Origin of the sequence: Sulfitobacter sp. (genome assembly GCF_036961165.1) — a bacterium.
Lineage (GTDB): Bacteria > Pseudomonadota > Alphaproteobacteria > Rhodobacterales > Rhodobacteraceae > Sulfitobacter.
In genome coordinates, this window is the sequence record NZ_JBALVJ010000150.1 from 1 (window position 1) to 4,239 (window position 4,239).

The window sequence follows — 4,239 nt, forward strand, 5'->3', positions numbered from 1 at the left end:
AGATGCATCTTAGCCAAGCCGCAAAACTGTCCTAAAAAGCAGGACCACTTCAATCTCGGACATTGCGCCGCGTGATGGCCCTGAAAGGCTGTTGGCCGTCCAGATGGTGGCAACCCATACGGCGATGGTCCGATCTGCTGGATACTTGGCAAGGGCTGGCACTGTGGAACAAGTTAAGGCGCACTATTCAGGCTTTAACAAACTGGCACGCACCTACACTGCGCAAATGGAGGCGCTGCGCAAACACCGCAACGGTGGCAGGCAAACCGTCACCGTGCAGCACGTCAACGTCGAGAATGGCGGGCAAGCTATCGTCGGGAACGTCCAGACTGGGGAGGGTCGCACATGAAAAGTGACGCTAACCCCATGTAAAGTGCGCACGCGGCCCCGCGATGCACTGCCCATTCTAAGCGCTCAGGCTTTCTATGCAAAAATCCGGCCGTTCGAGACTGGCGCGTCTGTCGGATGCATGGCGCTGGCGGTGGTGCTCCGTACGGTTCTGCGCATCCTAATTATCGGCATGGGTTGCGAACAAAGAAGATGCAGGAATTGCGGCAGTTGGTTGCGCTTCTTGGAAAAAAGCATGAGGGATTGGCGCAGGTCAGAACGTGTGAATTGAAACAACCTCATTGACCGCTTACTCCGATAGCCGACATTCGCAGCAATCTGCACCGAGGTCTGCTCTGCGGATAAAATGAGCTTTCGCTGCGTATGCGCCAATGACCGGTTTCGATGAACGAGGAGCTTTGCATTGAAGAGTTTCAGGTAAATTTCGGTCAAAGTTCGTTGCGCAAGATTGCTTTCGATCTTTCTATAACTTGCATCGGTCTCTGTGTTGAGACCCGACGCATACAGATTTAACATGATCATTAGGTCAAACCAAAAGCGCATGGTAGCTCTTAAAGACAGGTTTCAATTTCGGAACCTCGTTTTTGAAAGAATACATTATGTCATTCGTTACCATATCCCATTGGACAGCAACTGAAATTACAGACGACATGATTGCAAAAGCGAACGAAAAATTTGTACCGCTGATCATAGCAAATGGCGCAACTGGCGTGCAAATGGTCCGAACGGGTGACTTGAGCATGTGTGTAATAACACAATATGCTGATGCAGCCGCTGCGCAAGCCGCACAGGCCAAGATTGCGGGCCTGCGAGAGCAGGTTGCAAAAGAGTTTCCCATGACACTGAGTAGCGCACATGGCGGCGATGTTGTTGGCGGTTCATAATCAGATCTATTGGCCTGTTGTCTGCGTTTAGCGGGCAATGGACGCCAAACACCCCCCGCATTTGCGCGGGGGGCTTACCTTTAGCACGATAGATAACACTCGGACTGGGCGGTTGCCCCAACGTAAATAATGTTAGCTGTTGGGCCGAGAAGGGGCGATTGACGACATGATTTTAACTGTGATCCTGTTCGCATAGAGAAGGTTCACCAGATCCAGCGGCCAATGTGTCGAGAGAATAGATATTTTTGTTCAAATCTAAACTTACAGACACTGCGTATGTTCTGGCGGCGCTGGCTGTTTGTACATCTGCAGCAGCGATGGCGTTCCTGTGCCTTTACTTTTTTGGCGTCGTCGGCGGACCAATCATCGATAATGTTGTTTACACATCTCTAGATTGGGTCGCGCGACTATTTTTCTAGGTGCTATTGGTTGCCAACGCCATCGTTTCGTTCGCTGTGGTTATGACACCAAGCTCAAATACGATCTTGTTTTTGCAAGAATGCAGCTGTTTCTAACAGGCTGTCAGACACATTGCGAAATTGAATCCCGAGTTGCGCCTGCGCTTTGGCACCGCTGACCTCTGCGCGCTGACCCAGCGCCGGAACGATGCCGCGGATGGTCGGATCAAAGAGCGCCAAAATGCGCATCATCAAATTTGGAGCCACACGTGTTGCGATTTTCCGATCTGGGTATTGAGCCTTGAGGATCGCCGCAAGCTCCGAGAATTCCAAATACCCGCCGCAGGAGGCAAATCGTTCGCCCGCGCTTTCGGGATGCTCAAGCGCCGCGATGTGAGAGGCGGCTACATCCCGCACATCCACACAAGGAAAGCCTACATTCGGCACCATCGGGTCTTTGCCAGATAATGCCCGCTCTACGACGGCCAAAGACGCTCCATAACGTTGCCCGATTGGCTGCCCAAGTACCAAACCGGGATTGACGGTGGTCAAAGCAATTTCTGGAGCCTCATTTGCGACGAAGTCCCAAGCGGCCCGTTCGGCCAGCGTTTTGGACTTTGGATATGCGGCCGACGTTTTTGTGTCAGCCCAATCCGTTTCGTCAAATGCCGCCCCACCAGGTTTTTGAGGATAGCTGACAATGGCGACCGTTGATGAGGTCAGTATGACGCGATTTACCCCTGCGTTTTGTGCAGCCTTCAAGGCACGTAGCGTTCCATCCACTGCAGGTCGTATCAGGGTCTCTTCGTCTTTTGGGACGTCCAGCGGAAACGGCGATGCGGTGTGCATTAAGGCATCAACACCTGTTAGCGCCGTATCCCAACCCATGTCATGCCCAAGATCCAATTCAACACATGATAGCTTTTCCGTAACTGTTTGCTCTGGAATCCCCGCCGCAATCAAATCACTCTTCAGCGCGCCTTCACTGTCCATAGATCGGACCGAACCGCGCACCGCATATCCCTTTTCGAGAAGTTGAAAGATAAGATGTTTGGCGACATAGCCAGTCGCGCCAGTTACGAAAATCGTTTGGGACATAAAAAACCTCGATAAAAAGTTTCAGAATACGAGTTATCTGCCTATTGCGGACTTGATGTAATGTCGATGATAGGAATTGCAGCGCACGATGCTATGGAGATGGCGCAGATCAAGGCCATAACTAGACAGGAGCAGCCATTCGTTGCATCAGAAAATTTTGTAGGTATGGGCTCAAACCGGACCTTAGCTGCTACTTGCGCCAAGGTCCGCAGTGGGCCGGACTCGCCCAACACCTTCCTTGGTGCTAGTAGTGATGGTGCGCGACACGGCGACAGTTAGCTTTGCAAGCAGAGTCAGGACGGCTAAATACAGGCTTATGTCTGAACATACTGAGGCCCTTCTATTTTCACGCGGCGTGACAAGCGTTGAAGTCCGTTGCTGGTCTTGCGGTCACACTGTTGAGTTAACGCCAGAGAAGCTGCCTAGCGGCATCCTTCGGCATGACTTCGAGCGCAGGGCAAAGTGCATTTGTGGCACAGGGTGGCCACAGATTAGGCAGTTTCCTAAACTTCTCAGTAGCTGGTAACCAAATTTAGGCTCAGGACCCACTAATTATCGTGCTGCATCTCGGAAAAGTGGCTCAGTCAACAGCCCTTGTAGTCCTTGGCGACACATTAGCGCGCCAACTTCTGTGCCTGTGAAATATCTTCCGAGGTCATTTCTCCCGCAACACGGTCTCTATATTTTGGCGCGTCGTCATCACCAAGGGAAGCAGCTATGTTGAACCACATATGCGCATAGACATTGTCTTGAATGACGCCTTTGCCACTGAAATACATCATACCCAGACTGGTTTGCGCTTTAGCGTACCCCTGTTCTGCTGCTTTGTGACCCCATTTGACCGCTTCCGCATAATCCTGAGTGACGCCTTCGCCATTGAAATACATTCCACCCAGATTGAATTGCGCGTGTGTGTACCCCTGTTCTGCCGCTTTGCGATACCATTTGACCGCTTCCGCATCATCCTCCGTGACGCCTCTGCCGTACTTATACATCACACCCAGATTGTACTGCGCGTCGGAGTCACCTTGTTCCGCCAGTGGCCGCCATTCCCGAAGCGCAGTCGCATAGTCGCCGCTAGTGTATGCCCGATAGCCTTTGTCATAATCCTGCGCCCGTATGGCTTGCCCAGCGATAGTCAAAAGCGTTGTTAAAGCGACTACGTGGAAAATGCGTTTCAAAATGCCAGCCTCCTAATTTTCAGGCAAGCTGTAGGCAGGGTTTAGAAAAGCCAAGAATAACAGGTCTGGTTTATAGGTCCTGAGCCTAGGGAAGCGGCTGGCAACCTTTTAGTTCCGATCAGGTAGGGGGCGGTGCAAAGTCTGGCATGATAGCTTCGGGGCCGCAGGGGATAGGCAATTTCTTATGTGGGCAGTTGAAAGATAAAAAGTTGGTGCGGGCATCCTTAATTTGGGGTGCCAGCGCTTATGCGAAGGTTGCCGCTCAGAGTGGAATAGAGCATTTTTGAAGTGGTCCGGCAAAATTGGACAGCGTGCTAAGATGTATCCAAC

5 protein-coding genes are annotated in these 4,239 nt (G+C 51.7%); 2 read left to right on the forward strand and 3 right to left on the reverse strand.

The genetic code is table 11. From position 1 onward, the window contains the following. Positions 1–163: 163 nt before the first annotated feature. A complete protein-coding gene (locus tag V7730_RS22260; protein ID WP_335749745.1) occupies positions 164–349 on the forward strand; it encodes a hypothetical protein in 186 nt (61 codons plus the stop codon). Positions 350–423: 74 nt separating this feature from the next. Here the strand turns inward: V7730_RS22260 and V7730_RS22265 are convergent, their stop codons facing one another. Then, positions 424–891: a hypothetical protein gene (locus V7730_RS22265; RefSeq protein ID WP_335749746.1), complete on the reverse strand. Its 468-nt coding sequence runs from the start codon at positions 889–891 to the stop codon at positions 424–426. 41 nt (positions 892–932) lie between these two features. Here V7730_RS22265 and V7730_RS22270 point away from each other — a divergent pair, with 41 nt between their 5' ends. Next, the gene (locus V7730_RS22270) at positions 933–1,232 is read left to right on the forward strand and encodes a hypothetical protein (protein WP_335749747.1); all 300 of its coding nucleotides are present in this window, start codon (positions 933–935) and stop codon (positions 1,230–1,232) included. Positions 1,233–1,705: 473 nt separating this feature from the next. On the opposite strand, the gene V7730_RS22275 is transcribed toward V7730_RS22270, so the two are convergent. Together V7730_RS22275 and V7730_RS22280 are read right to left on the reverse strand one after the other, a co-directional pair. Next, positions 1,706–2,728 carry an NAD-dependent epimerase/dehydratase family protein gene (locus V7730_RS22275; protein ID WP_335749748.1) on the reverse strand — a complete coding sequence of 341 codons (1,023 nt, stop codon included), beginning with the start codon at positions 2,726–2,728 and terminating at the stop codon, positions 1,706–1,708. A gap of 614 nt (positions 2,729–3,342) precedes the next feature. Next, a complete protein-coding gene (locus V7730_RS22280; protein ID WP_335749749.1) occupies positions 3,343–3,909 on the reverse strand; it encodes a tetratricopeptide repeat protein in 567 nt (188 codons plus the stop codon). Positions 3,910–4,239: the final 330 nt, after the last annotated feature.

What these genes read in the sequence shown, in the direction of transcription:
- V7730_RS22275 (WP_335749748.1), bottom strand. Translation starts at nt 2,728, where the DNA reads ATGTCCCAAACGATTTTCGTAACTGGCGCGACTGGCTATGTCGCCAAA.
- V7730_RS22265 (WP_335749746.1), bottom strand. Translation starts at nt 891, where the DNA reads ATGCGCTTTTGGTTTGACCTAATGATCATGTTAAATCTGTATGCGTCG.